We start from the raw sequence: 23,344 nt of genomic DNA on the forward strand, positions 1-23,344 counted from the left end.
GGATACACTCCGACTCGCCATGATCAAGAAGGTGCATCACGTCGGCATCGTCGTGCGCGAGATGGAGCAAGCCATGCGCTTTTATCGCGACACGCTTGGACTGCGCGTCCACAAGCTCGAAACCATCGCAGACCAGGGCGTACACGCGGCGCTGCTCACGCTCGGCGATAGTGAGATCGAACTGCTCGAACCCTTCACGGCGGATACGGGCGTCGCGCGCTACCTGGAAAGCAGAGGCGAGGGGTTGCACCACGTCTGCTTTCAGGTCGACAGCGTGGATCGCGATCTCGACGCCCTCAAGGAGCGCCAGATCGAACTCATCGACGAGACGCCGCGCGTCGGCCTCGCGGGGCGCATCTGTTTCCTCCATCCACGGGCATTGGACGGGACGCTCGTCGAGTTGTGCGAACCGATCGACGCCGCCCGTGAGGCGCCAGTATGAGCGAGCTCACGCTCGATCACGTGGTGATCGCGGTCCGCGATCTCGATGCGGCGACCGCCCATTACACAACGCTGCTGGGGCGTGAGCCGTCGTGGCGTGGCGATCACCCAACGTATGGCACGCGCAACACGCTATTTCGCCTCGATAACACGTATGTCGAGTTGCTCGGGTTGGGCGAGAAGAAACACGGCCGCTGGGCAGGCGAGCTGTCGCGGCGCCTCGATGACGGCGAGGGCCTGTATATGCTCGCGCTCGGCACGCCGGACGTAAACGCGGGCGTGCGGGAGATGCGGGACGCTGGCCTGGAGGTGCAAGATCCGCACGACGGAGAAGGTGTAGACCAGGTCACGGGCACGCGCCGGCGGTGGCGCAACGCCGTCGTGCCCGTAAAGGCATCGAACGGGCTGCGCATCTTCTTCATCGAGCACAAATCCCCCGCCGACGCGCTGCCGCCAGCATCACCGACCGTCGATGATGGTGCATTCGTGAAGCGCATGGACCACGCCGTCGTGCTTTCTGCAGACATGGAGATGACGCGACAACTGTGGGGCAACGCGCTCGGAGTCCGGCTGGCGCTTGATCGGACGTTCCCCGAGCGCAATACGCGGATCTTGTTCTTCAGGCTCGACGACATCACCATCGAGATCAGCGGCGGCGCCCAGCAGACCGAAGAAGGCATGGGTAAGCCCGATCGGCTTTGGGGTATCGCCTGGGGCGTCGACGACCTGGCGAAGACATGCGAGCGCCTGCAGGCGTCCGGCTTAGACGTTTCCGGGCCACGCGCGGGCATCAAACCCGGCACACTTGTCGCGACGGTCAAGGGCGAGCACGCCCACGGCGTCGCGACGCTGCTCATCGAACACACCCAGGAGTCATTCCGCCAGGAGTCGCGCGGCCCGCAGGGAATGGCCTACGACAACGCGCCGCAACGACGCGCGTTTAACGCGCTCGCGCTCGACCACGTCGCCGTCTCCGCAGAGAACGTCGACGCCACGGCGCAGAAGTTCCGCGAGATACTGGGCCTGCCCTCCGAACCGGCGATCGACGCCGACTCGCAGCCGTTGCGGCTGGTGAAGATCCCGGCCGGCAATGCGTTCATGGAATTGACGCAACCCCTGAGCGCAGACCATCGGATCGCGAAGGCGATAGCAGAACGCGGCCCGGGCATGTACGCGATCGGTCTGACGGTAGACAACATCGACGAGGCGATCCGCGACCTCCGCTCCAAGGGCGTCTTCGTATCGGACGCCGAGTACGGGATATGGCCGGGGACGCGTACTGCGCGGGTCAATCCCGCCGCTGCGAATGGCGTCAACGTTGTGCTTGTGGAGCGCCGTCCGCCGGTGCTGTAGGGACGCCCGCTCTGGCTGCCGGCGATGTCATCACCGCGCGTCAAGCATCGTTCGATTTCCATAAACACGAGTGTTACCTATAATCCCCTCGCTATGACGAATGACAAGCTGCGTGTCCTCGTTGCGAAGCCGGGGCTCGATGGTCATGACCGCGGGGCGAAGGTCGTCGCACGGGCGCTGCGCGACTCTGGCATGGAAGTCATCTACACGGGCATCCGCCAGACCCCGGAGATGATCGCCGAGGCCGCGTTGCAGGAGGATGTGGACGTCATTGGCCTGAGCATCCTTTCCGGTGCCCACATGGAGCTCTTCCCCCGCGTTGTGAAGGCCTTGCGCGAACGCGAAATCGAACCCGAAGAAGTGCTGCTGTTCGCCGGCGGCATCATCCCTGACGACGACATCGCGCCGCTCAAGAGCATGGGCTTCCAGGCCGTCTTTGGCCCCGGCACATCGACTGAGGACATCATCAAGTTCGTCAAAGACTGGGCGCGCTCCAGGCCCGGTCGCGCGAGTTAGCGTGCCGACGGTCGAAGAACTCGTCGAACGCCTGTTGGAAGGCAACCGCCGCGCCCTCGGGCGCGTCTTGACGCTGATCGAGAATGACACGCCCGCAGGGCGGCGGGCGCTCACCCTCCTCTACCCGAAGTCGGGCCGTGCGCACACCATCGGACTTACCGGATCGGCCGGCTCCGGCAAGAGCACGCTGACGGGGGCGCTCGCACCTGAACTGCGCCGGCGCGGCAAAAGCATGGGCATCGTGGCGATCGACCCGACGAGCCCGTTCAGCCAGGGCGCCCTGCTCGGTGACCGCATCCGAATGCAGGATCTGACTTCGGACCCGGAAGTGTTCCTGCGCAGCATGGCGACGCGCGGCAACCTTGGCGGACTCGCGCCTTCGACCGCGGGCGTCGTCACTGCGCTGGATGCGTTCGGGAAGGACGTCGTCCTGGTAGAAACGGTCGGCGCCGGGCAAGACGAAGTCGAGGTCGCGATGATGGCAGACACGACGGTTGTCGTCCTTACCCCGGGCTCAGGAGACGACGTACAGGCGATGAAGGCCGGCATCATGGAGATCGCCGACCTGCTCGTCGTGAACAAGTCGGACCTGCCGAACGCTGACTTACTCGCGCGCCAGCTCGCGTCCATCGTCGATGCGGGGCCGGCGGATCGCAAGACGCCGATCCTGCGCACGGCCGGCGCGATGAACGAAGGGATCGCCGAACTGGTCGATGCGCTGGAGGAGCATGGCGCGTACATCAGGCAGGGCGCGGTGCAGGCGGAACATCGGCGGGCACGCGCGCGCCACCAGGTACTGACGCTCGCGCGGCAGCGTCTGCTCGACAGAGTCGTGGCAGAGCATGGCACGGACGGCAGACTGGGCGAACTTGTCGAGCAGGTAGCGACGCATCAGATAGACCCGCACACGGCGGCCGACCGGCTGATCCAATGAGCAGCGCTAACGAGAGGCAGGCTTCGTAGCGGATTCGCGTTGGCGAGCGGCACGCCGCGAGGAGAGCCGTCGCGGCGCCTGGCAGGGTCGTCGCATCAGCCGAGATGGAATCGTTACTCATTCGCCACCCCCGAGCGCGCCAACCGCCCGGCCACCTCTGCTACGGTGGCAGAGGCACAAGTTTCTGCATTCTCCCGGAGGAGGCGTCCTCGATGATCCAGGTCAGCGAAAAAGCGGCGGAAGCCTTGCACGCGACGCTCGAGCAGAACCAGACGGATCCAACCGACGTGTTGCGGATCGAACAGGGCGATGCGGGCCTCGCACTGTCGGTCGGCGCGCAACACGATGGTGACCAGCTCGTCGATTACGGCGACCGCGTCATCCTGGCGATCGATCCCGGTGTCGCCGATGCGCTCGCCGGCGCCACGATCGACGCCGTGGAAGCGCCCGGCGGTCTGCAGCTCGTCGTCACAACCGAGCCGGGTGGCGGGTTCTAGGGGCTTCTTGACGTCAAGTTAGAAAACTGGGCCGAGCCCGCAAGCCGTCGCTGTGTCATATCGCGTGATCCCGCGTTTACTCTGTCACAAGGGCATGTGCATCCGCGCGCCGCTATCGCGACGCACGGAAGGAGAACGCGATGATGATGGGACGACTTATCCTGGCAGGCGCGCTCGGCGCCGCGGCTATGCTGGCGATGCATGCGGGCCTGGCTTCAGCCCAGTATCCGCCACCCAGCGGCAGCTGCGCCGCCGTATCTTCGGTGACGATCAGCGTGCCCGGCGGCAGCGTTGACCTGATAGTCACCACCCGCGACGCGAATGGCAATGTTACGCCGAACACCAACGTCGAAGTGAGAATCGTGCGACAGCCCGCCGGCGGCGCGACGCTCAACCCGGCGAGCGGCGTCTCGGACGCCAACGGGCAGTTCAAGACGACGCTCACGCTCGGATCAGGCACGGGCGCCGTCGAGGTGGCTGTTGATTGCGGCGATGTCGAGACATCGGTGTCGGTGATCTCCGGCGCCGTTGCCCAGGAACTCGCGCCGCCCGAGACCGGTCTCGGGCCGATCAACGATGACGACGAGTCGCTCCTTCGCTGGTCGCTGATGCTTGCCGCGGGCGCCGCGACGCTCTTCATCGTCGCCGGGGCGCGAGCGATTCGCCGCACGCACGGCCGATAATCCACCTGAGGCCATTGCCGAGCGGCACGACACGCGTCGTGCCGCTTGGTCGATCCAGCGACGGAACGTGATGCGAGAACCCGCTCTCTCGGACGTGCCCTCCCGCCGCCTGCGCGGCTATGCACTGGGCGCCGCCCTGCTGCTCGCGCTCCTCGTCGCGACGTACGAGGGCTTCCGCGCGTGGCAGAGCTTCACGGAGGTCAATGACGGTCGCGACCACCTCGAAGCCGGTCAGGATCTGCTCGAAGGCAAACGGCTGGATGCGACGCCTGCCGACCTCGAGCAGGCGCGAAGCAGCTTCGAACTGGCGCGGGAGCGATTTGCGTCGGCCGGCGAGCGGCTGCGGAGCGACCCTGCGGTCGCGATAGCGCGGCGGCTGCCATTGATCGGCGGCCAGGCCAATGCTGCGGTCGACATGGCGGAGATCGGCGAAAGCGCTGCCGCGATAGGCATCGAAGGCGTGGAGGTCGCGGCAGAGGTCGAGCGCATCAAGAGCGATGACGGCACGCTCCTCGAAAAGACGATGGTGGTCTTCGACGCGGCCGATCCGCACATGGCAAACATCGAAGCTTCGCTTTCAGACGTGGACCGCAAGCGCGACGACATCGGCGACCGGGCGCTGCTGCCGCCGATGCGCGACGCGCTCGACGAACTGGACGAGCGCAGGCGGAAACTTGCGGAGTTCCTGGACGAATACCGCCGCGCGCGGGCGTTCGCGCCGGACTTCCTGGGCTTCGATGGCCCGCGCACGTACCTGATCATGGCGCACAACGAAGCGGAGTTGCTGCCCGGCGGCGGCCTCGTATCAGTAGCGGGCGTGTTGCGACTGAACGAAGGGCGCATCGAAGAGTTGGAGTTCCGCGACGCAGTCCAGTTCGGCGAAGAGTGGATGGACCGCACCAACGTCTACATCGAACCACCGCGGCCGCTGAAGCAATATCTGCTGAAAGACACGAGTTGGAATCTTCTCGTCTCCAACTGGTCGCCCGACTTCTCGACGTCTGCCGCGACCGCCCAGCAATTCTTCGAATGGGGCGGCGGTCCGCCGGTCGATGGCGTCATCGGCATCAACGTACACACGCTCGAAGAATTGCTCGCCGTCACGGGCCCGGTGTACCTGGAAGACTTCGACCTCACGGTCGACACCCACAATGCGTTCGACCTGACCGAAGCGAACACCCGGATCGCCTTCGAGCCCCAGGGCGACCGCAAACAGGAGTTCATCGCCGTCCTTGCCGATGAAGTGCTCGACCGCGTGCTCCGTCCCGCCGCAGGCACATGGTCGCCGTTGCTCGATACGGTCCGCGATCTGGGCGATGAGCGCGACCTGCAGCTGTACTCGTACAACCCGCGGCTCCAGTCGCTGATCCGTGAATTCGGCTGGGACGGCGAATTGGAGCACGTCGATGGAAGCGACTCCCTGATGCTCGTCGACGCCAGCGTACACAGCACAAAGCTCAACGCCGTCCTCGACCAGGATGTCGACGTCGAAGTGCGCCTCGCGCCGGACGGAAGCGCGACGACGACCGTCACCGTCGACTACTTCAATGACCTGGCGTCCTGGGAACGCGGACGTGATCCAGCGCTCGTCGAGAAGCTCATGCTTGGCGGCCTCTACGGCGGATACCTGCGGCTCTACGTCGCCCCGAGCAGCACGATCACATCGGTGAAGTATCACGAAGAAGAGGTGGGGCTCGAGGAGGTGTCGCGCGAAAACGGGTTACGCGTGTTCGGGCGATTCTTCGCGCTTCCGCGCGACCAGAAGGAACGCCTGGTGTTCACCTACGAGACACCCGGCATCGCGAGGATCGACGAAGCGGGCATGCGCTACACGCTGCGGATCGCCAAACAGTCCGGCACGGGCATCGATGATTTTCACGTACGAGTCGTGCCGCCCGAGGGCATGACGGCCGCCGATGCGTCGATTGATGGCAAACCGGCGCGCGCCGAGACAACCTCCGGCTTTGCGATCGATCTCACCCGGGACCGTGTCCTCACGCTCACCTTCACGCACTGAACAGTCCTGCGCGCTAATCGGTGCACAACCCTGTTACGCATCGCCCGTGATACGCTGACCGCGTGGTAAGAGGAGCGAGCATGTTGTCGCGCCCGCTACTGGTTCCGGCGATCGTAGGTCTGACCATTCTCGCCGCGGCATGCGGGAATGACGGGGGTAGCGACGCCACCCCGTCGTCGGTCCCGGAGGCGACGCAGCCGGCATCCACGCCGACGAGCGCACCGACCCAAGCGCCACCCGCCGCTCCGGCGATCCAGGAATACGACGTACCGGCGGGATCGCGCCCGCACGATGTCGCACCCCCGCCCGATGGCACGGTCTGGTACACCGCCCAGGGCAGCGGCGCTCTCGGAATTCTCGATCCGGCCGCCGGAACGACGCGCCACATCCCGTTGGGCGCCGGGTCTGCGCCACACGGCGTGATCGTCGGACCGGACGGAGCGGCATGGATCACGGACAGTGGTCTTAACGCCATCGTGCGCGTGGACACCGCCACGGACGATGTCCGGGTGTTCGCACTGCCTCCGGATCGCCCCGGCGCCAATCTCAACACGGCTGCGTTCGATGGCGGCGGCGTGCTCTGGTTTACGGGCCAGAGTGGCGTGTATGGTCGCCTCGATCCGGAGACGGGCGACATGGAGGTCTTCGACGCGCCGCGCGGCCGCGGGCCGTACGGCATCGACGCGACGCCAGACGGCAATGTGTTCTATACATCGCTCGCAGGCAGTTACCTCGGCGCGATCGATCGCGAGACGGGGGCAGTCACGGTGCTGGAACCGCCCACCGCCGGGCAGGGCGCTCGACGGGCGTGGTCCGACTCGCAGGGACGCATCTGGATCAGCGAATGGGATGCAGGACAGGTCGGGGTGTATGACCCGGCGACCGGCGCCTGGCGGGAGTGGCGCCTTCCCGGCGCCAACCCGATGACGTACGCCGTGTACGTCGACGAGAACGACCATGTTTGGCTCAGTGACTTCGGCGGCAACGCGATGGTGCGCTTCGATCCGGAGACGGAAACGTTCGAGTCGTTCCCGCTGCCGAGTAACCCCGCGAACGTGCGCCAGATCCTCGGGCGTGAAGGCGAGGTCTGGGGCGCGGAGTCCGCGGCCGACAAGCTGATCGTGTTCAGGACCGACTAAGGCCCGGCAACCGCACGGGTTCGCGGGGCCGACTGTGCTCCATGACGACGATGCAAACGATGACCGCAAATGGAGACACCGGCGCTATTGCCGCCGGTGTCTGCATAACCAAACTGAGGGCGGGCATTAGACCGCCTCGATTACCGTTGAGATACCCATGCCTACGCCGATGCACTGCGTCGCAAGCCCGTACTTCTTGCCGGACCGCCGCAATTCGTGCGCGACGGTCGACACGAGGCGCGCGCCCGTAGCGCCGAGCGGGTGGCCGATGGCGATCGAGCCGCCGTTCACATTCACCTTCTCCAGCGGAATGCCAAGTTCCTTGCACGACGGCAGCACCTGGGCGGCGAATGCTTCGTTGAATTCGACACGGTCGATCTGATCGGCCGTGATACCGGCGTGGCGCATCGCCTTCTTCGTCGCGGGCACCGGTCCGAGGCCCATCACCTGAGGCTTTACCCCCGCAACGCCCATGCCGATGATGCGCGCCAGCGGCTGCAGGCCAAGCTCCTTCGCCTTTTTCTCCGACATGAGCAGGGCGGCTGAGACACCGTCGTTCGTCGGACAGGAGTTGCCGGCCGTGATCCGGAGCTCCGAGTTGCCGTAGCTGACGATGCCCTTCACCGGCTGGAGCGCGCCCAGGCCCTCCATGTTCGTGCCGCGCCGCAGACCTTCATCCTGCTCAAAGACGATCTTCTTGCCGCGCTCTTCTGACAGCCAGTTACCCTGGTCGTCGAAGACCGGCGTTTCAACCTCAAGCGGCACCACCTCGTCCTTGTAGATGCCCTTGTCGTACGCCTCGGCCGTCTTGCGGTGGCTGTCGACCGCGAACTGGTCCATCTCCTCGCGCGAGAGGCTGTATACCTCCGCGACGTTCTGCGCCGTTTGCGTCATCGATGCGATCGGGCTGGAATCGAGGATGAAGTCCGGGAACGGCACCGAGAAGTTGTCGTAGTGGTCAGGCGCCAGGTTGCGCTGCATCTCGTTCATGTCGACGAGGCGCTTGTTGAACTCGGTGACGTGCGTCTTGGGCGCACCGTTGCGCCCTCCGCCCAGCGACCGCCCCATGCGCTCGATGCCAACCGCCATCCCGCATTCGATCGCGCCAACGGCGATCGCCTGCGCGACACGGTGCAGCGTCTCCATGCTGGATCCGCATTGGCGGTTCGTATCGAACGAACAAACCTCAGCCGGCAACCCGGCAAGATGCGCGACGTTGTTGGCGCCGATCAAAATGAGTTCGCCGGCGCCGGTGACGTTGCCGAGGCCCATGTCCTCGATCATCCACGGACTGACTTTCGGGTTGCGCTCCATGAGCGTGCGGACGACCTTCGCCGCCGCTTCGTCGAGGCGGGTCGCAACCAGCGCTCCCCTGCCGCCGCGTCCGAATGCGGACCGAGCGCCATCGACCAGGACTACGTTGTTGAGTTCCATGCAAATTCCTCCTGTGGTGGTCTCGGCGCATCGACGACGTCCGAGTGGTAGGCACGGGAAGGATAGATCAGAGATGGATTATGTACGACCCCCTTGCCTGAACGTGCGCGCCGCCGTGGTTAGCAGGAAATGGCTCTTCCCTCGCGGCGGGACGGCTGCAGGATCGCGGCGGCGCAGGGTTGCGGCGTAACTGTTCCCTCACTGCACAGGCGCCGTTCGCTGAAGGCAGAGCGGGTCGAGTAGGGTGGTGATGATGCCGGGGAGTACGTCGCGTCGCTCTGCTCTGTACACCGCACCGCGCTGCCGTGTTTGCGGACGCGGCGCCAGCGACGCGGTGGACCTCGACGGCGCGGTGTGCAGTACGTGCCTCGGTCGCATGAACGCCGATCCGCAGGCAAAGCGTCAATTGATCCTGGGGTTCGGATCCCTCGCCTGGTAATCGCGCATTACCGCCAGATCACCTCGAGGGGCCGCTCGTACAGGGGGTCGGGGTTGGCGGCCAGTCCGCGAAGCAGGACGTCGATCGCTTCCCTGGCGCGAGGTGTGTCAGGATCAAGCACGATCACGATGCGTGGCGGATCTTCATCGAGATGGCGGTTGACGCCCATGGACACGCCCGGCGCGAAGACCGCATCGATCGCCTCGGAAGCACAGTAGGAATTGTCGCAACGCAATGACTTGGAACGCACTTCGAGCGTGCGCCGGTTCACCTCGCGCACTTCGAGCACGTGCTCGCGTGCAACGGTCGTGACGACGCGCAGGCGCGGGCCGGACTCCGGTGCACTTGCGCCCGACCGGGCCGCCGTTACGAACTCTTCGAGCGTATCGCCGGGGATATGGCCGGCATACGTCGCGCGGACGACGCCATCGGCGTCGAGGAAGATGCTCGTAGGCATGCCGAACACGCCGTAGGCATCGGCGACCACAAGCGTCGGGTCGAGCGCTATGCGAAACGTATCGACGCCGAGCTTCTCCACGAACTCTTGCGCCGTATCGGCGCTCTCGCCGGTGTTGATCGCCACCACTTGCAGATTGTCAACGCCGATGCGCTGCTGTAGATCGTGGAACTCCGGCATCTCGGCGAGACAGCTCGTACACCACGACGCCCAAAAGTTGATGATGACGGGCGTTCCACGCAGATCGCTGAGCCTGACCTCCGTCCCGTCGGGCGAGACAGCGACGAAGTCCCGCGCGAGTTGCCCCTGGCGCACGCCGACGCTGTCCTCGATGCCAGGAGGCGTGTCCGCAAGAAGCGCGCGGCGCGTACCGGCGGAGGCGTCGCCGCGTAAGACAAGCGCGTATAGCGCTACGCCTGCGATCACGAGCAGCGGCGCCGCGAGCGCGAGGCGGCGCCAATCAACGAAGCGGTTCATAGATCATCGTCCGAGCTTAGCAGGGACGTTGGATGCGACGCGCGCGTCGCTTGCGGCACATGCGTGTGTGCGGTTGCTTCGGGCCGCCGACGGGAGTAGGGTACTCACACAACTGCATAACAGGGACGGGAGCCCGGGGAAGCGCCGGGATGAGAGGGCCGCAACAGGCCGACCGTTTGAACCTGCCCGTGTCGCGCCGGGGAGGGACACCGCATCTCGATTGCCGCTGTGTCCCAGCGGCGTCTGTGATCGAGGTGTACGCATGACCGCTCCATCCAAAATCGCCGAAGAGACCTTCGAGGAGATTGCGCCCGTGCCAGCGTCCAGGCGGACGTTGGGACCGCTCGACGTCGGCATCCTGTGGGGCGATCTGGGCGTCGGGCTGCTCGTCCTCGTCGCGGGAAGCCTGCTGGTGCCGGCGCTCGGCCTGCCGGCGGCGATCGCCGCGACGGTGGTGGGTAGCATCATCGGCGCGGCGCTGCTCGCGATCACCGGCAAGATCGGCGCCGACACCGGCGTCCCGACGATGGTGGCGCTGCGGCCCGCGCTGGGCATCCGCGGCTCGTACCTGGCGTCTGTCCTGAACATCGGACAACTCGTTGGCTGGGCCGGCCTCGAGTTGATCATCATGGCGCAGGCTTCGCGGGCGCTGAGCGACGAGTTCTTCGGTTTCGAGGGCTATTACTTCTGGATGGCCTTGTTTGCGATCGTTGGCACGGCGTTCGCGGTGGGCGGTCCGATCGTGATGATCCGCCAGTTCCTGCAGAAGTTCGGCATATGGATCGTGCTCGCCGCGACGATCTGGCTGACGTACCGGTTGTTTGCCACGTATGACCTGAACGACTACTTCGGGCGCGATGGTGCGGGCGGCTTCCCCAATTTCTGGCAGGGCGTCGATATCGCCGTGTCGCTGCCCGTCTCGTGGCTGCCGCTCATTGCTGACTACACGCGGTACGCGCGCAGCGGAAACGCGGCGGCGGTGGCGACGTTCTTCAGCTACGCGGTGGCGAACGTCTGGTTCTTCTTCCTGGGCTTCGGGTACGTGCTGGTGCTGAGTGCAAACCCCGGCAGTCTCATCGGCGCGCTCGTCGATTCGCTCGTGCCGTTGGCGCTCGGCTGGCTCTTCTTGTTCGTGATCCTGGTCGATGAGACAGACAACACATTTGCTGACATCTACTCGGCTGCCGTTTCGCTGCAGAATCTCGTCGCCGTGCCGCAACGCATGCTCGCCGTCCTCGTCGGCGTAGCTGCGTTCGTGCTGGCGGTGAGCGTCGACCTCCTCGGCTACGAGAACTTCCTGCTGCTCATCGGCGGCGTGTTCGTCTCGCTGTTCGGCGTACTCATCGCCGATTACTTCGTCACCAACCGCGGACAGTACGTGGGCCGCGAACTCTACGCCGAGGGAGGCCGCTACTGGTACTGGAATGGCGTCAATCTCGCGGGGGTGCTCGCGTGGCTGGCGGGTTTCGTGGTGTACGCGGCGTGCGCGCAGCCACCGGCCCTCGTCGATCACTTCGCATGGATCAGCGATGTGCCGAGCGACCTGACGAGGATCGGCGGCACGCTCCCGTCGTTCGCCGTGAGCGTCGTCCTCTACCTGCTCCTGACCCGACTGCCGGTTCGGCGACCTGCCGCGGCCGATGCCGGAGCCGTATGACAGTTTGACATCGCCATGTCCGGCCATACGGCAAACCTGCTAATATCCTTTAGCCGAATCGCGTGCAGGAAGCGCCGGGGGATGCCGCATGGATGTCGCCGTACTGCTTCTCGGAATCATGCTGGGTGCCGGAGCGGGAGCGCTGGGAGCGTGGGCACTGGTCCGTGCGAGGATGGAGCAGCAACTGGCCGAGGCGGCATCGCGATCATCGGCCGACGTGGCTGTGGCGCTCACGCGGCTCGAAGAGCGCGATCGGCACGTCGTCATCCTGCAAGAACAACTCGGCGTCGTCCGCGGTGAGGTCGACGCGAAGCGTTCCGACCTGACCGCTCTGCGCGAGGAGCAGGCCGGCCTTGTCGCGCGCGCGGAGGGCGATCGCCGCGCTGCGGCTGAGAAGCTCGAAATGGCGCAGAGCCTCGTCAGCCAGTCCGAGGCAAAGCTGCGCGAGGCATTCGAGTCGATGTCATCGGACGCCCTGCGACGCAACAATCAGTCCTTCCTCGAACTGGCGAAGGAGACGCTCGGCAGCTTTCAGCAGAGTGCCACGGGCGACCTGGAGAAACGGCAGCAGGCGATCGATGCATTGGTGCGGCCGATCCGCGAGTCGCTCGAGAAGTTCGATACGAAGATCCACGACGTCGAGAAAGCGCGCATTGACGCGTACGCCGGTCTCAAGACGCATCTGACGACGCTTGAAGAGTCGCAGCAGATGTTACGCGGCGAGACTGCGAGCCTCGTCAAGGCACTGCGGACGCCGCACGTGCGCGGCCAGTGGGGAGAGATGCAGCTGCGGCGCGTCGTCGAGATCGCGGGCATGCTCGAATACTGTGACTTCCGGAGCCAGCAGACGCTCCAGACTGAAGACGGCGCCTTGCGACCCGACATGATCGTCAACCTTCCCGGCGACAAAACGGTCGTCATCGATGCGAAAACGCCACTGGACGCATACGTTTCGGCGAACCAGACCGACGATGACACCGCGCGCGCCGAACTCATGCGTACGCATGTGCGGCAGGTACGCGACCATATCTCGAAACTGAGCGATAAGCGCTACTGGTCGCATGTCGACGGCACGCCGGAGTACGTCGTCATGTTCTTGCCGGGCGAGATGCTGTATACGGCGGCGCTGCAGCACGATCCCGAACTCCTTGAGTTTGCCGCGCGCAAGAACGTGCTCATCGCCAGTCCGGCGACGCTCATCGCGTACCTGCGAGCGATCGCCCACGGCTGGAGCCAGGAGCGCATCGCGCGAAACGCCGAGCGCATCAGCGAACTGGGCCGGGAACTCTACGACCGGCTGCAGACGATGGCCGGCCACTTCGACGACCTGCGTCGCAAGCTCGATGGCGCCGTCGAGTCGTACAACCGGGCGATCGGCTCGCTCGAAGGCCGCGTGATGGTGTCAGCGCGCCGCTTCGGAGAGCTTGGTGTCTCCACGCCGGCGCCGCTCGAGGAACTCGGCGCCATCGATCGGTCGGCGCGCGCGCTGCAGCCCGGAACAATCCCCGTCGAAGAGGAAGCCGAGCAGGATGCGCTGCCGGAGTTCCTCGCGGCAGAGCGCTAACGCCATTCGTGCATCGACTGCATCGAGCGCGGGCTTTCAGCCCGCGTGCCCGCGCGACTAACGGCGTAATCCCGCGGCGGCCGACGCAGGTTCCCGCGAACGAGGCTGCAAAATCTCGTCGACGAGGCCGTACTCCTTCGCTGACTCGGGTGACATGAAGAAGTCGCGGTCGTAATCCTTGCGGACCTGCTCGTCAGACTGGCCGGTGTGCTTCACGAGGATGCCGCGGACGATGTCATTCTCGCGCAATATCTCGTGTGCCTGGATCTCGATGTCGCGCGCCTGGCCGGTGATGCCACCGCCACCGAGCAACGCCTGGTGCATGTGCAGCGTCGCGTTCGGCATCGCGTAGCGTTTGCCCGGTGCGCCGGAGCACAGCACCACGGTTCCCATGCTCGCGGCGATACCCATCGCGTACGTGGCGACGTCAGGGCGGACAAGTTGCATCGTGTCGTAGATCGCCAGCCCGGCGGTGACGGAGCCGCCGTGGCAGTTGATGTACATGTTGATGTCTTTGTCCGGATCCTCGCGCTCAAGGTAGAGGAGCTGCGCGATGACCAGGTTCGCCACCTGGTCATCGATGCCGGTGCCGAGGACGATGATGCGCTCGCGGAGGAGCAACGAATAGATATCGAAGGCACGTTCGCCTCGCGCGCTCGTCTCGATGACAGACGGGATCAGCATGCGATCGCCTCCTGCTCCAATCCGATCGTACGGAGGCTCCTGCGATGGCCTCGCCCGCGTCCGCGGCGGACGCCCCGCGTGCGCCAACTTCGCAGCAGCGCTGTCGGACGTTCGCGTTCGCGGCTCCACTCCGCAGCCTCGCCACGGCGGCGCTTGCCGGTGCGGGACAGGATCTCAGATACGTGGAACTTCACGCCGTCCGGGCTGATGCCCAGGTGCTGCGCGATCTGGTCGTTGGTCAAGCCCTGCCGCACGTACTCGAGCACTTCCTGCTGGCGCGGCGTCAGGACATCGGGAAACGGCGGCCGCCCTCGTCTGCTCATAGATCGAGGTTAGCAGCCGGAGGGGCGATTTACACTACCCGCCCGATGCATCGCGTGCATGCGCGACTCGTGATACGGCGGCCGACGCTGCACGCCATCAGGCCGTGCCGCGGAGTCCCAGCGCCTCGGCGTGTGGTTTCAACGCTTCGATGACCTCGGCGATGTGCTCGTTGAGGTCGGCGCCGAGTTGTGCGGCGCCATTCGTTATGTCGTCTCGGTTCACTTGCCGCGCGAACGCCTTGTCCTTCATTTTCTTCCGCACCGACGCCGCCTCGACCTCGAAGATGCTCTTGTTGGGCCGCACGAGCGCGACCGCCGTCACGAACCCCGTCAGCTCGTCTACCGAGAACAACGTCTTCGCCATCGGCGTTTCACGTGGCACGCCCGTGTAGTCAGCGTGGCCCATGATCGCTGTCGTCACGTCATGCGGATAGCCGCGTTCGACGAGAATCTTGTTGCCTTCGTACGGATGGCCTTCGGCCGTCGGCCAGCGCTCGTAGTCGAAGTCGTGCAGCAGACCGGTGATCCCCCAGACATTTTCGTCTTCGCCGTTCTTGCGGGCGAAATGTCTCATCACCCCCTCGACGGCGAGCCCGTGCTTTCTCAGACCATCGGTCTGTGTGTACTCGCAGAGCAATTCCCACGCCGCGTTTCGATCCATGCCGGCACCTCGTCCGTACGTCCCGCCTCGTATCGATATCATAGGCCCGATGGGCTATTACCACGATTCCTCCGGGCCCCCGCCCGAGGACAAGCCGCCCGGATGCCTTGAGACGCTCGTCATCATGCGGGCGGTCTTCGCGGTCATCGTGCCCGTCCTGATCGCGATGATCGTGCTGGTGGTCGACATCGCGGTGATCTTCGTGCTGTTCACGCGGCACCCTGCGCTGGCGCTGATCCCTGTTGCGTTCACGGTGATCGGGATCTGGCTATTCGCTCGCTGGGACCAGCAGCGCTTTCGCCCGCCCGGAGTTTAGTCAAGCAGGCCCAGCGTACGCATCGCCGGCACTAGCTCCGACAGCACACTGATCCGCGCGTGCGGCTCGATGCCGTCTTCACTACGGTCGCCGATCTGAATGCTCCAGATGCCGGCATTGCGTGGGCCGAGGACGTCGAGGACCGGCTGATCGCCGATGAACGCCGCCTCGCGCGGTTCGACATCGAACGCATCGAGCGCGTGCTCGAAGATCGCCGGTGAGGGCTTCGCGACTTCGACTTCATCCGAAAACACCGTGTGGTCGAAGTGCTCGAGCAGACCGTGGTCATCCATGATGCGGCGCAGCACGAAGCCCGGCGTGGCGCCGGCGTTCGAGATCAGGCCGAGGGGCAGGCCGAGTGCCCTGACCTGCAGCAGCGTCTCGACCGCCCCCGGCATGACAGCGGGAGGCGCCAAGAGCGCCGGCGTCAGGATAGCTTCGTGCATGCGGCGCCAACCCTCATCGTCGAGGGCGCCTGCGAGTCGTGGATCGAGATGGCGCAAGTAGAGGACGGTGCGTCCCTCTGCGCTGAGATCAAGGCCTTCGGCGTGGATGTGTGCGTGCTCCTCGGCGGCCGCGCGAAAGGCGAGATCGATACGTGACGCGTCGTACTCGAACCCGAGCGCGGCGAGCGCTTCGGCCGCCATGCGGACGCGGGCAGCGTTCCTTCGTTCCATCGTGGAGACGGCGGCCGAGTCGTCGATGAAGAGCGTGCCCCAGAGGTCGAACAGCATGACGCGAATCTGCATGGTTTCCCCATAACGAAAGCCGCCGGTCGCTGACCGGCGGCTGATCTTCCTGCGCGCGACGATCGACGGTTAGCTGACGCCTGCCGTCATCGCATGGCCGCACTGGGAGCAGTACTTGGCGCCGCGAGCGTTGGCGGTGCCGCACTCGGTACAGAACGCCTTGTCACTGCCACTGGCGATCGGGCCAGGTGCGTCGTCAACAGCGGTTGTGCTGCTCACCGTGTCCGATGGCGGCGTGTCGTCACCAGCGGACTCATCGCGCGTGCTCTTGCGAAACTCGCGGATGCCCTTGCCGACGGCGCCGCCCACTTCGGGCAGACGGCCGACGCCGAAGATGAGCACGACGATCAAAAGGATGAGGGCGAGTTCCCACGGCCCGAACGGACCCAGACCTGCGAGTATTGGCATAGTTACCCCTCCCAATGGGACGTAATGCAGCGTATCACCGGCCTCGATTCCGCTGCAAGCCAGCGTGAATCCACGGCTATGCCCGGGTGGTCGCCGCGGGGACCGACTCGCGCAGGAAGTGCCCGATAGCGCGATTGCACTCGTCGGGGCGCTCCTCGAGCAGCAGGTGCGCTGCCCGCTCGATGACAGTGAGACGGGCCCGGGGAATGCGCGCGCGGATCTGCTGGGCCATGGAGAGCGGCGCCACGGGATCGTGAGCGCCGTACAGCAGGAGTATGGGCATGGTGACGCGCGACAGGTCGACGGCCAGGTCGGACCGTGCGTCCTGCATCATCTTCGTCAGGCCGTACATCGAACCCTTGATGCGCGCCGGCCGCAGGTACTCTTCGCGCACCTCCTGCGTAAGGTTCGCTGCGTCGTGGAAACCGTACTTCAGTAGACGGGATGCGGCGACACGCGCCAGCAGCGGCAGCACGGGCAGCAACGCGAAGGCGGGCAGCGGCGCTCTGCGCGGGCGACGGTCCGCGGGCATCGCCGCGACGAGGACCAACGCGTCGACCATGGCGGGGTGGCCGGCGGCGAAGCGCTGCGCAACGGCGCCGCCCATCGAGTGTCCGACGATCACGGCATGGTCGATGCCGAGGCGCTCCAGCAGGCTGTGCAGCATCGCGACCTGGTCCGTGTGTGAGAGCCCGGCGTTGGCATCGCGCTCGCTGTAGCCGAAGCCCTTGAGGTCGACGGCGATCACGCGATGATTGCGCGCGAAGTACGGAAGCTGGTGCCGGTACTGGAACGTCTGGCCGCCGAAACCGTGAATGAACACAATCGCCCGCCCGACGCCCTGTTCGACGATATGCACGCCATACCCGTCGATGTCGATGATGTGGCCCGGCTTCTCCAACTCCTGCCACTCGAGGTCTTCGCGCAGGCCGCCCCGCCGGAGCAGCGCGGCGCCAGCGGCTATGCCGGCGAGAGCGAAGACAGTAGTGCGTTTTTTCATCTCCGCCTCCACTGGCGTACCAGAGCAGGTCATTCTGGCTTCGGCCGCCGCGCCGGGCAAGCTCATCCTGCAACGGTGCTCGGCGCCAGGCCTCACGGCGGACAGCGTTCCCGAATTTGCATGATGCTACAATCGATGCATAGACCTCGGACGAGAGGAGAAGACCGTGGCTGTATGGATCATCATCGGCGTGGTCGTCGCCGTCATCGTCGTGCTCGCGATCATTCTGGTCGGGATGTACAACGGCCTGGTGCAGGCGCGTCTGCGCGTGAAGGAAGCGTGGTCGGGCATCGATGTGCAGCTCAAACGGCGCGCATCGCTGATCCCCAACCTTGTCGAGACGGTGAAGGGCTACGCGGCGCATGAACGCGAGACGCTGCAAAACGTGACGGAGGCGCGCGCGCAGTTGCAGCAGGCGGGGTCACCCGGGGCCGCGGCCGAGGCGAACAACATGCTCACGCAGACGCTGCGCTCGTTGTTCGCCGTCGCCGAAGCATACCCCGACTTGAAGGCTAACGAGAACTTCATGCACCTCCAGGAAGAGCTGTCCGATACCGAGGACAAGATCGCCTACTCGCGCCAGTTCTACAACACCAACGTGCTCTCGTATAACACCAAGACGCAGACCTTTCCTTCGGTGGTCTTTGCCAACATGTTCAACTTCGAACAGGAAGAGTTCTTCGAGGCGGAAGAAGAGGCGCGCGAGGATGTGCGCGTCAGCTTCACGACGCCCGCCGCGAGCGCATAGCAGCCCATGGCGAATGTCCAGTCCGTGCCCGGCGATGTCGAACAGCCGGTACTGATCTACGACCGCATCTCCGCGAACAAACGCGAGACGTGGTTGATGATGTTCCTCTTCGTCGTGGTATTGGGCGCCTTCGTGACCGCGCTGGGCTACGCGATGGGCATCGACCTGATCTTTGCGCCGTTCGCGTTCGTCGGGCTTGCCGCATATGCCCTGTTCAGCTACTACGCCAGTTCGAGCGTCGCGTTGGGCGTGAGCGGCGCGCGCGAAGTGACCAGGGAGCAGGAGCCGGACCTGGTCCGGATCGTCGAGAACCTGAGCATAGGCTCGGGTCTGCCGATGCCGAAGGTCTACGTCATCGAAGACAGCGCCCCCAACGCCTTCGCGACGGGACGCGACCCGAAGCACGCGGCCGTCACGGCGACGCGCGGCCTTCTGGACAAGCTAGACAAGGCCGAAGTCGAAGGCGTCATGGCGCACGAGATGTCGCACATCGGCAACTACGATATCCGCGTGATGACGATCACCGTAGTCCTGGTCGGGCTGATCGCGCTCCTGGCCGACGTGTTCCTGCGCTGGACGTGGTTCGGGGCGGGACGGCGCAGCAGCAACCGCGACAAGGGCGGCCGCGGCGCGGCGATCGTCGCGATCGTCGCGATCTTGTTCGCGGTCCTGGCGCCGATCATCGCCAAGTTCATCCAGCTCGCGATTTCGCGGAGGCGCGAGTATCTGGCGGACGCATCGGGGGCGCTCCTGTGCCGGAACCCCGACGCTCTGGCCCGCGCGCTCGAGAAGATCTCGTCGGACAAGGAACCCCTGGAGGCAGCCAACAAGGCGACGGCGCACATGTACTTCGAGAATCCGCTGAAGGAGCACGCATCTGCGCTGAACAACCTGTTCAGCACCCATCCCCCCGTCGAGGAGCGAATCCGCCTGCTGCGCGCGATGTAAGCACGGATTTGGGCAGGCGCGCCTGTTTGTGCTTTAATATCCGCCGACTCCCCGTCTATGAGGTGCCGCATTGGAATTTGCAGACTTTATCAATATCGCCCAGATACTCGTCGCGACGATCCTGATGCTCGTCATCCTGCTCCAGGCGAAGGGTTCGGGCATCGGCACGGCGTTGGGCGGTGGCACCAACAGCAGCTTCCGGACACGACGGGGCGTCGAGAAGACGCTATTCCAGCTGACGATCGTGCTCGCCTTCGTCTTCCTGATCGTCTCGATCTGGGCGGTGCGCGCGTCGATCGAGTAAGCCCGGGCGCCGGGCCCGGGGCTCCCTGACGTGTTCCTCTCACATACCCGCTGGCCGATCTTTGGCGCGCTCGTCGTGGGCGTGGCGATGGTCGCGCTGCTCTGGTATTTCGTGCTCGCTAATCCGAAGGGCGAGGCGGTGCCTGCCAGCGGCGGCCATTACGTGGAAGGCGTGACGCGCGCGCCGGAGCGCATCAACCCCCTGTTCTCGCACGCAAATCCGACGGACGCGGACCTGACGGCGTTGATCTTCAGCGGCCTGGTACGGCTCGGTCCGGATGGGACGCCCCTGCCGGATCTCGCCGAGCGCTGGGAGATCACCGGCAACGGTCAGAGCTACGTCTTTTACCTGCGCCGCGGCGTCGCGTGGCAGGACAGCGACAACACGCCCCTGACCGCGGAAGACGTCGTGTTCACGTTCCAGGCGATCTCTGACCCGGCGTTCAAAGGCGATCCGGCGCTCGCCCAGCTTATGCAGGGCGTCGTCGTGACCGCGCGCGATCCGTACACCGTGGAGTTTCGGCTGGAGCAGGCGTATGCGCCCTTCCTGGCGTACATGACCGTCGGGATCGTGCCGAAGTACGTGCTGGACGGACTCGATGCCAACCAGCTTTACAACGATGAGTTCAACGCAGACCCCGTCGGAAGCGGGCCGTATCGCTTCGCGTCGCGGACGCGCAACAGCGTCGTGCTCGAGTCAAACCCGACGTACTACCTGGGCCCGCCACGGGTCTCCACGCTCGAGTTTCGCATTTTCCCGGAAGACGATGCGTTGACGGCAGCGCTGCGGCAGCGTGAGATCGACGGCGCCATGTTACGCCCCGGCACACGCCGCGCGGATCTGGACTTCATCCAGGACACGGGCGCGTACGCGTTGCACGGACTCACATCGACCTCAGTCAACATGGTGTTCCTCGATACGCGATCGCCGCTCTTCAGCGATCCGGCCGTGAGAACGGCGCTGCTTCAGGGCATGAGCCGCGAGACGCTGGTTGAGGAGGTAGCGCTCGGTCAGGGCGAAGTATCGGCGGCGGGCATTCCAACAATGTCGTGGGCGCACACCGAGGTGGAGGTGCCCGAGTTCAACGCCGGGACGTCTGCCAGCGCGCTCGAGCGCGCCGGCTGGGCGCGCGGCCGCGATGGCGTGCGCCATAAGGACGGCGTGCGGCTTGCGTTCGAGTTGGTGACCAACAATGACCCGCACAAGATCGCCATCGCCGAGAACGTCGCACGCCAATGGCAATCAATCGACGTCGAAGCGAGGGTCGTCCCTCTCGATGCAACCTCGTACATCGATGAGACGCTGCTCCCGCGGGCGTTCACTGCGGCACTGGTGGAGATCGATCCGGGGCCTGATCCGGATCCCTATCCGTTCTGGCATTCGAGCCAGATCACACCGCTGGGGCGCAACCTCTCGAACTACGCGAATGCGCGGATGGACGACGTACTGGAGCGCGCGCGCCAGACGACCGACGTGCAGCGCCGGCGCGAACTGTACGAAGTGTTCTCCACCATGTTGATCACGGATCTGCCGGCAGTACCGTTGCACGCACCGGCATACATGTACGTTCAGAGCCAACGTACGCAGGGCTTCGCGGCATCGCTGCTGTTTACCAGCGCCTCGCGGTTCGCCAACGTAAACCAGTGGTACGTGAACACGCGGATCGAGTGAATTGGCGGCGTCTGTGGCATTTCGGGCGCGCTCCGCATGTAACGTTCGCAGCGACTCGGTGCTAATTTGATGTGCGACGCTTGGCGCGGCGAACATTAGCGTTCGTTTTGCGTTCGCTGCAAGCCCAGCTCCGCGAGTTGTGCGGGGTCGACGGGAAGCGGCGCGCCGGTCATCGGATCGCTGGCGCTTTTCGTCTTCGGAAAGGCGATGACCTCGCGCAGGTCCGGGTCCTGCGTGAACATCGACACCGCGCGGTCGAGGCCCATGGCGATGCCCCCGTGAGGCGGCGCCCCGTACTCGAACGCTTCGAGCATGTGCGAGAACCGCTCCTTCGTCTCTTGCTCCGTCAGGTTGAGCGCGCGGAAGACCGCCTGCTGCATATCGCGACTGTGGATGCGGATGCTGCCGCCGCCAAGCTCCTGGCCGTTGCACACCAGGTCATGCGACTTGGAGTGCGCGGCGCCAGGGTCATCGGCAAATCCTCTGTCCGCATCCATCGGCGCCGTGAACGGGTGCGTGACGCTGTAGTAGCGCTCGTCCTCGTCGCTCCATTCGAACATCGGAAACTCGACGATCCACAGGAACTGCAGCGTGCCCGGATCTGCGAGTTGCAGTTTGTCCGCGAGCGTACGGCGCAGAGCATCGAGCGACGGCTTGACGCGTCCGATGGAACCCGCCTCCTTCGCGGGACGGCCCCCGACGCCGGCGACGATCAGCAGCAGGTCGCCTTTCGCGGAGCCGGCTATCTTCCCGAGCGAGCGCACCATGTCGACGCCGATGTGCTTGAGTACGGGTGAACGGATCTCCTCCTCGGAGGCGCCAGCGGGATCGGCAAGGAACCCGATCGAAACGAGCCCCTTCGCGCCATATGTCTTCACCGTCTCTGTCAGAGCATCGATCTCCTTGCGGCTGAACGAAGCGCCGCCGGGGACGTTGATGCCTTCGATCGCGCCGTGGCTCTCGACGGCCGACTTGAACACGATGAATTCGGTGCCGCGCACGGCGTTCGTGAGGTCCACGAGTTCCAGCCCGTAGCGGATGTCCGGCTTGTCGCTGCCGAAGCGCCGCATGGCCTCTTCGTACGTCATGCGCGGGAACGGCGCGGGGATGCTCAGGTCGGGCCGGACCGCGCGGCCGATCTCGATGTACATCTCTTCGATCAACCCCAGGATGTCGTCCTGCTCGACGAAGCTCATTTCCAGGTCGAGCTGCGTGAACTCCGGCTGACGGTCGGCGCGCAGGTCTTCGTCGCGGAAACAGCGTGCCATCTGGAAGTAGCGCTCGAAGCCCGCGACCATCAGCAGTTGCTTGAACTGCTGCGGGGACTGTGGCAGCGCGTAGAAGTTGCCCGGATGGATGCGGCTGGGCACGAGGTAATCGCGCGAGCCTTCCGGCGTTGGGTTCGCCAGGATCGGCGTCTCGATCTCGATAAAGCCGCGCTCCGTGAGGAAACTGCGCATCTTCTGCGTGATCTCTGCGCGCAGCACGATCTTGCTGTGCATGCTCTCGCGGCGCAGGTCGAGATATCGATACTGCAGCCGCTGGGCGTCGCCGATCTCGGCGTCCTCGTTGATGTAGAACGGCGGCGTCTTGGCCGCGTTCAGGATCTCCGCCGAGGTAGCGATGACTTCGATCTCGCCGGTAGGCAGTTTCGGGTTCTCGCTGCCGGCGCGCCGCCGCTCGACCCGCCCCTCGATGCGTAGCACGTACTCGCTGCGCGCTTCGCTGGCGACGGCGTGGGCCTGCGCGGCGTCGGGGTTGACGACAACTTGCACGAGGCCGCGGCTATCGCGCAGATCGAGGAAGATGAGGCCGCCGTGGTCGCGCCGCCGGTGTACCCAGCCCGCGAGCGTCACGGTCTGGCCGACATCGCTCGCGCGAAGGTCGCCGCAGTAGTGGGTCTTGAGCACGTCGCCTCCAGCAG

The 23,344-nt window shown here is 65.2% G+C and carries 24 protein-coding genes; 15 read left to right on the top strand and 9 right to left on the bottom strand.

All coding sequences use genetic code 11. The features are described 5' to 3' along the window. Positions 1-19: 19 nt before the first annotated feature. The 8 genes from mce to WEB52_04370 all read left to right on the top strand — a co-directional run bounded on the left by mce (position 20) and on the right by WEB52_04370 (position 7,580). Positions 20-442 (top strand): methylmalonyl-CoA epimerase, encoded by a 423-nt coding sequence (gene mce / locus WEB52_04335; protein MEX2225661.1) that lies wholly within the window; start codon positions 20-22, stop codon positions 440-442. Further along, positions 439-1,794 carry a VOC family protein gene (locus WEB52_04340; GenBank protein ID MEX2225662.1) on the top strand — a complete coding sequence of 452 codons (1,356 nt, stop codon included), beginning with the start codon at positions 439-441 and terminating at the stop codon, positions 1,792-1,794. The genes mce and WEB52_04340 overlap by 4 nt, the downstream gene beginning before the upstream one ends. 93 nt (positions 1,795-1,887) lie before the next feature. Beyond that, positions 1,888-2,310, top strand: a complete 423-nt coding sequence (locus WEB52_04345) for a cobalamin B12-binding domain-containing protein (GenBank protein MEX2225663.1) — start codon at positions 1,888-1,890, stop codon at positions 2,308-2,310. Between the two features lies 1 nt (position 2,311). After that, positions 2,312-3,244: a methylmalonyl Co-A mutase-associated GTPase MeaB gene (gene meaB / locus WEB52_04350; GenBank protein ID MEX2225664.1), complete on the top strand. Its 933-nt coding sequence runs from the start codon at positions 2,312-2,314 to the stop codon at positions 3,242-3,244. 212 nt (positions 3,245-3,456) lie between these two features. Then, complete coding sequence (locus WEB52_04355; protein ID MEX2225665.1) at positions 3,457-3,741, top strand: hypothetical protein; 285 nt, start codon at positions 3,457-3,459, stop codon at positions 3,739-3,741. A gap of 143 nt (positions 3,742-3,884) precedes the next feature. Continuing rightward, positions 3,885-4,424 carry an Ig-like domain-containing protein gene (locus WEB52_04360; GenBank protein ID MEX2225666.1) on the top strand — a complete coding sequence of 180 codons (540 nt, stop codon included), beginning with the start codon at positions 3,885-3,887 and terminating at the stop codon, positions 4,422-4,424. A 70-nt stretch (positions 4,425-4,494) separates the two neighbouring features. Continuing rightward, positions 4,495-6,441, top strand: coding sequence for a DUF4012 domain-containing protein (locus tag WEB52_04365; protein MEX2225667.1), 1,947 nt, complete (start codon positions 4,495-4,497; stop codon positions 6,439-6,441). A 62-nt stretch (positions 6,442-6,503) separates the two neighbouring features. Further along, positions 6,504-7,580: an SMP-30/gluconolactonase/LRE family protein gene (locus WEB52_04370; GenBank protein MEX2225668.1), complete on the top strand. Its 1,077-nt coding sequence runs from the start codon at positions 6,504-6,506 to the stop codon at positions 7,578-7,580. Positions 7,581-7,706: 126 nt separating this feature from the next. Here WEB52_04370 and WEB52_04375 read toward each other — a convergent pair whose 3' ends face one another. Further along, entirely contained in the window at positions 7,707-9,014 is a 1,308-nt protein-coding gene (locus WEB52_04375) for a thiolase family protein (protein ID MEX2225669.1), read from the bottom strand. Between the two features lie 446 nt (positions 9,015-9,460). Then, complete coding sequence (locus tag WEB52_04380) at positions 9,461-10,387, bottom strand: TlpA disulfide reductase family protein (GenBank protein MEX2225670.1); 927 nt, start codon at positions 10,385-10,387, stop codon at positions 9,461-9,463. A gap of 262 nt (positions 10,388-10,649) precedes the next feature. Here WEB52_04380 and WEB52_04385 point away from each other — a divergent pair, with 262 nt between their 5' ends. Together WEB52_04385 and rmuC are read left to right on the top strand one after the other, a co-directional pair. Then, positions 10,650-12,044 (top strand): cytosine permease, encoded by a 1,395-nt coding sequence (locus WEB52_04385; GenBank protein ID MEX2225671.1) that lies wholly within the window; start codon positions 10,650-10,652, stop codon positions 12,042-12,044. 88 nt (positions 12,045-12,132) lie between these two features. Further along, positions 12,133-13,608, top strand: coding sequence for a DNA recombination protein RmuC (gene rmuC, locus WEB52_04390; GenBank protein ID MEX2225672.1), 1,476 nt, complete (start codon positions 12,133-12,135; stop codon positions 13,606-13,608). A 57-nt stretch (positions 13,609-13,665) separates the two neighbouring features. Here the strand turns inward: rmuC and WEB52_04395 are convergent, their stop codons facing one another. From WEB52_04395 to WEB52_04405, 3 genes are all read right to left on the bottom strand, one after another. Further along, positions 13,666-14,292, bottom strand: a complete 627-nt coding sequence (locus WEB52_04395; protein MEX2225673.1) for an ATP-dependent Clp protease proteolytic subunit — start codon at positions 14,290-14,292, stop codon at positions 13,666-13,668. Continuing rightward, complete coding sequence (locus tag WEB52_04400) at positions 14,286-14,615, bottom strand: helix-turn-helix transcriptional regulator (protein ID MEX2225674.1); 330 nt, start codon at positions 14,613-14,615, stop codon at positions 14,286-14,288. The genes WEB52_04395 and WEB52_04400 overlap by 7 nt, the downstream gene beginning before the upstream one ends. Positions 14,616-14,712: 97 nt before the next feature. After that, positions 14,713-15,276 (bottom strand): HD domain-containing protein, encoded by a 564-nt coding sequence (locus WEB52_04405; protein MEX2225675.1) that lies wholly within the window; start codon positions 15,274-15,276, stop codon positions 14,713-14,715. 49 nt (positions 15,277-15,325) lie between these two features. Between WEB52_04405 and WEB52_04410 the strand changes: the two genes are divergently transcribed. Continuing rightward, a complete protein-coding gene (locus WEB52_04410; protein MEX2225676.1) occupies positions 15,326-15,592 on the top strand; it encodes a hypothetical protein in 267 nt (88 codons plus the stop codon). On the opposite strand, the gene WEB52_04415 is transcribed toward WEB52_04410, so the two are convergent. From WEB52_04415 to WEB52_04425, 3 genes are all read right to left on the bottom strand, one after another. Then, entirely contained in the window at positions 15,589-16,341 is a 753-nt protein-coding gene (locus tag WEB52_04415; protein ID MEX2225677.1) for an HAD family hydrolase, read from the bottom strand. The two genes, WEB52_04410 and WEB52_04415, sit on opposite strands and share 4 nt — an antisense overlap. A gap of 69 nt (positions 16,342-16,410) precedes the next feature. After that, the gene (gene tatA, locus WEB52_04420) at positions 16,411-16,749 is read right to left on the bottom strand and encodes a twin-arginine translocase TatA/TatE family subunit (GenBank protein MEX2225678.1); all 339 of its coding nucleotides are present in this window, start codon (positions 16,747-16,749) and stop codon (positions 16,411-16,413) included. A gap of 76 nt (positions 16,750-16,825) precedes the next feature. Next, the gene (locus WEB52_04425) at positions 16,826-17,749 is read right to left on the bottom strand and encodes an alpha/beta hydrolase (GenBank protein ID MEX2225679.1); all 924 of its coding nucleotides are present in this window, start codon (positions 17,747-17,749) and stop codon (positions 16,826-16,828) included. A 166-nt stretch (positions 17,750-17,915) separates the two neighbouring features. Here WEB52_04425 and WEB52_04430 point away from each other — a divergent pair, with 166 nt between their 5' ends. From WEB52_04430 to WEB52_04445, 4 genes are all read left to right on the top strand, one after another. After that, a complete protein-coding gene (locus tag WEB52_04430) occupies positions 17,916-18,497 on the top strand; it encodes a LemA family protein (protein MEX2225680.1) in 582 nt (193 codons plus the stop codon). 6 nt (positions 18,498-18,503) lie between these two features. Beyond that, positions 18,504-19,445, top strand: coding sequence for a M48 family metallopeptidase (locus WEB52_04435; GenBank protein MEX2225681.1), 942 nt, complete (start codon positions 18,504-18,506; stop codon positions 19,443-19,445). Positions 19,446-19,515: 70 nt separating this feature from the next. Beyond that, complete coding sequence (gene secG, locus WEB52_04440; GenBank protein MEX2225682.1) at positions 19,516-19,749, top strand: preprotein translocase subunit SecG; 234 nt, start codon at positions 19,516-19,518, stop codon at positions 19,747-19,749. Between the two features lie 30 nt (positions 19,750-19,779). Continuing rightward, entirely contained in the window at positions 19,780-21,420 is a 1,641-nt protein-coding gene (locus tag WEB52_04445; GenBank protein ID MEX2225683.1) for a peptide ABC transporter substrate-binding protein, read from the top strand. 95 nt (positions 21,421-21,515) lie between these two features. Here WEB52_04445 and aspS read toward each other — a convergent pair whose 3' ends face one another. Continuing rightward, positions 21,516-23,330, bottom strand: a complete 1,815-nt coding sequence (gene aspS / locus WEB52_04450) for an aspartate--tRNA ligase (GenBank protein ID MEX2225684.1) — start codon at positions 23,328-23,330, stop codon at positions 21,516-21,518. Positions 23,331-23,344: the final 14 nt, after the last annotated feature.

The organism is Dehalococcoidia bacterium (genome assembly GCA_040902535.1).
GTDB lineage: Bacteria > Chloroflexota > Dehalococcoidia > DSTF01 > JACRBR01 > JBBDXD01.